This is a genomic window from Salinigranum sp. (assembly GCF_041641895.1).
GTDB lineage: Archaea > Halobacteriota > Halobacteria > Halobacteriales > Haloferacaceae > Salinigranum.
Genome location: NZ_JBEPXO010000143.1, coordinates 1 through 4,012 on the forward strand (window position 1 = coordinate 1; position 4,012 = coordinate 4,012).

At 68.3% G+C, this 4,012-nt stretch carries 4 protein-coding genes; all 4 read right to left on the reverse strand.

Features of this window, described 5'->3' with window-relative positions; all coding sequences use genetic code 11:
* Positions 1-530 (reverse strand): NAD-binding protein (locus tag ACESK5_RS18855; protein WP_372913127.1); only part of this gene is annotated, 530 nt, incomplete at its 3' end.
* 51 nt (positions 531-581) lie between these two features.
* Positions 582-1,139 (reverse strand): ester cyclase, encoded by a 558-nt coding sequence (locus ACESK5_RS18860; protein ID WP_372913128.1) that lies wholly within the window; start codon positions 1,137-1,139, stop codon positions 582-584.
* A gap of 209 nt (positions 1,140-1,348) precedes the next feature.
* Complete coding sequence (locus ACESK5_RS18865; protein WP_372913129.1) at positions 1,349-2,884, reverse strand: NADH-quinone oxidoreductase subunit N; 1,536 nt, start codon at positions 2,882-2,884, stop codon at positions 1,349-1,351.
* On the reverse strand, positions 2,885-4,012 hold a 1,128-nt coding region (locus ACESK5_RS18870), incomplete at its 5' end, for a NuoM family protein (protein WP_372913130.1).

A 4,012-nucleotide genomic window follows, 5' to 3' on the forward strand; every position in this document is an offset into this window, starting at 1 on the left:
TCGGCGATGCGGGCGAGCGCGAGCGCCGAAGCGATGGCGTCGGGGTCGGGGTTGTCGTGCATCACGACGGCCAGCGTCCCGTCGACGTCCCGGAGCACGCGCAAGAGGCGGGTGACGCGCGTCACCGTCGGCCCCGTCACCGTCTCGAGGACCGCCGCCGCCACCGACTCGTGCGGGTCGACGACGCGGTCAGCCACCGTCTGGAGCGCGTCGAGCGTCTCCTCGCTGGGGTCCGCCCCCGTGTACGCGACGACGAGAGCGTCGGGGAACCGCTCGCGGGCGACCCGAGCAACGTCGCGGTTGCGGACCCCGTCGATGCCGGCGACGACGACTGTCGTCGCGGCGTCGGGGTACGTCTCCGGGTCGGCCGGGTCGCCAGCCGTCGCCTCGACGCCCTCCTCTCGCAGAGACTCGACGCGGTTGTGAGCCTCGGTGACGACGTGGAGCGCCCCTCGACGCGACTCGACGGACCGGACGACAGCGCGGGCGACGGGGCTCCACCCGAGCACCAACCGACTGGGCCGCGACATTACCGGGGGTTGCCGGTACTCCTCAAAAACCCTGCCGCATCGTCCTGTCGGTCACCGGTCCGCGCCTCCGTTCGCGTCGGCGACGGGAGGGTTGCCACACCGACCCGGGGGGCGACACCCAGTCACGCCGCTCGTGACGGGGCGAATTCGAGAGTACGAACGACGCCGTGAGTGGGCGTCACCGGATCGAGCGACACGAGCGGACCGGTCCCCTCGACTCGCGGGCAGGTCGATCGCACCGATCTGTGCCAACATCTCGACGCTGTCGACGTTGCGCCAGATTTCGGCGAACTTTCCGTCCTCGATACGGGCCATGCTGATGCCGTCGACGGCGAACGACGACCCGTTCGGCTCCATCGCCACGAACTCCCCCTCCCGGGTGCCGCGGTAGGTGAACGTCGCCGCCGTCTTGTCGCCGTCCAGCATCGTCTCGTGCACCTCGACTTCGGCGTCGGGGAACGCCGTGTGATACCTGTCGACGTACGCCTCGTACGCGTCGAGGTCGTAGTCTCCGCTGTCGGGACCGTGGGGGACGAAGTCGTCGGTGTAGTACTCGCCGAGCACGTCCGTGTTCCCTTCCGTCCACAACTCCTCCGCTTCGATGCTCACGTAGCCAGTTCCGTGTTGTCCTCGAACGCGATAGCGACCGTCTGAACCACCGTTCGTGCCGCTCGACGGCTCCGTCACTCGACGGTCCGCACGTCGGCACGAGGGGAGAGATACGGCATGAACGATAATCGAGGTGGCTCGACCTCCGGACGTCCTGACGGTCACGGCGAGGCGGAGCGAAAGGCACCCAGGAGACGGACCGCCCGGGACTAGAACAGCGCGGCCGCCGAGGCCTGCGCCGTCTCGACGACGGGAGCGAACGCCGGTAGCAGGAGGACGGTTCCGAGCGCGGCGGCCATGACCGCGACGTAGAGGCCCATCGGGCGCGATTCGATTTCGAACTCGCCCACGGGGTCTTCGATCCACATCGCCTTCACGACGCGCGAGTAGTAGAACAGCGACAGCGCGCTGTTGACCGCACCCACGGCCGCGAGCCACCAGAAGCCGCCCTCGATGGCCGAGTAGAAGAGGGCGTACTTCGAGAGGAAGCCGCCGAACGGCGGAAGGCCGGCCAGCGAGAACATGAAGACGGTCATGGCGACGCAGGCCATCGGCGCCTGCGTCGCGAGGCCGTTGAGGTCCTCGAACGTGCGGCCGAGTTCCCAGTACTCGGTCATAGCGATGAAGATGAACGCACCCGTGTTCATGAAGCCGTAGACCATGAGGTGCGCCATCGACGCGCCGATGACGTCACCGTTCGGCCCGCCGCCGGAGATGGCCGCGAGACCGATGAGCGCGTAGCCGGCGTGCCCGATGGAGGAGTACGCCAGCATGCGCTTGACGTTCTCCTGGGTCGCCGCGGCGAAGTTGCCGAGCGTCATCGTGACGACGGCCAGGACGGCGAAGGCGAGCGGCCAGTCGATGCCCATCGGCACCAGTTCGCCGACGGGGAACGCCACCGTGAACACGCGGAACGCGACGGCGAACCCGGCGGCCTTCGACGCCGACGAGAGGAAGCCCGAGATGGGTGCGGGCGCGCCCTCGTACGCCTCCGGGGCCCAGAAGTGGAACGGGACGGAGGCGGTCTTGAACGCGAAGCCACCGATGATCATGAAGACACCGAGGCCGGCGACGCCGACCATGCCAGTCGCCTCGACCAGCCCACTCGCGACGTCGCCGAGGACGAGCGACCCCGTCGCGGCGTAGACGAGCGAGATACCGAACGCCAGGACGGCCGACGAGACGGCACCGATGAGGAAGTATTTGAGACTCGCCTCGACGCTCCCGCGGTTGCGCTTGAGGAACGCGACGAGCGCGTACGACGGCAGGGAGGCGAGTTCGAGCGAGACGAACACCGTCGCCAGGGAGTTCGCGGCCGCCATCAGGCTCATGCCCGTCGCGGCGAAGAGGACGAGCGAGTAGAACTCGCCCTGGTACTCTTCACCCTTCAGGTAGTCGTGCGAGGCGACGACGACGAGCGCCGTCACCGAGGCGAAGATGAGCTGGAAGAACAGCGCCATCCCGTCCACGACGAGCGAGGCACCGTACAGTTCGATAGCGCCTCCGGTAGCGGGCTGACCGGTTCCGGCGACGAGGAACCAGGCGGCGATACCGAACGAGACGAGAGAGCCGACCGCCGCGATGCCCGCCAGGAGCGAACTGTTCGACGTGTCGGGGTCGACCGTGTCCGCGAGCAGGAGGACGAGCGACGCCACGGCGAGCGCCAGGATGGGCGCGGTGGCGGCCCAGTCAGGGAGCGTGGCCCCGCCGGACGCGCCGGCCGACTGGAGCAGCACGTCGTACATCTACGAGACACCTCCCAGGATGGGGTTGACGGCGTCCTGGATCATCCCGAAGAACAGGTCCGGGGCGACGCCCAGCACGATGATGAGCGCCAGCAGGACGGCCAGGGGCGCCACGTCGTGGACGGGCGCCTCACTGATGGTGTACTCGCCGTCGAACCGGAAGGGTCCGAACAGCGTCCGCTGCATCGCGAAGAGCAGGTAGCCCGCGACGATGACGATGCCGAACATCGCCGCCGCGGTGAACAGCGGCATCCCCGCGAAGGTGGTCGACTCGAACGAGCCCTTGAAGATGAAGAACTCGCCCGCGAAGCCGGCCATCAGCGGCAGCCCCATGTAGGCGAACGCGCCGGCGACGAAGATGCCCGCGGTGACGGGCATCCGGTCGGCGATACCGGACATGTCGCCGACCATCCGGGTGTGGGTCGTGTTGTAGACGACGCCGACGGTCATGAACATCAGCCCCGAGATGAGGCCGTGCGCGACCATCTGGAACGTCGCGCCGCCCACGCCGTAGGTCGTGTACGCGACGAGGCCGAGGATGACGTACCCCATCGACGACACCGACGAGTACGCGACGATGCGCTTGAGGTCCTCCTGGGCCAGCGCGAGCAGCGCGCCGTAGATGACGCTCACGACGGCGAGGATGGCGATGGGCACCGCGAAGTCGACGGCCACGTCGGGCAGCATCGTGAAGTTGAACCGGAGGAGCGCGTAGGTCCCCATCTTCAGGAGGACGCCCGCCAGCATCACCGACACGGGCGTGGGTGCCTCGACGTGCGCGTCGGGCAGCCACGTGTGCAGGGGGGCGACGGGCACCTTCACCGCGAAGCCGAAGAACATCGCAGCGAAGGCGACGGCGGCGAGCGTCGGCCCCGGGATGCCGAACAGCGACCCGAGTTCGCCGGCGCGGAGCGCCATCGCGATCTCCGGCAGCCGCATCGACCCGACGGAGTCGCCGAGGCCGAAGACGAGCGCGACGAAGCCGATGAACATCACCAGCGAGGCGACGTTCGTGTAGACGAAGAACTTGATCGCGGCGTACTTCCGGCGGGGGCCGCCCCAGACGCCGACGAGGAAGTACATCGGGACGAGGACGGCCTCCCAGAAGACGAACCAGACGAAGAAGTC

What these genes read in the sequence shown, in the direction of transcription:
- ACESK5_RS18865 (WP_372913129.1), bottom strand. Translation starts at nt 2,884, where the DNA reads ATGTACGACGTGCTGCTCCAGTCGGCCGGCGCGTCCGGCGGGGCCACG.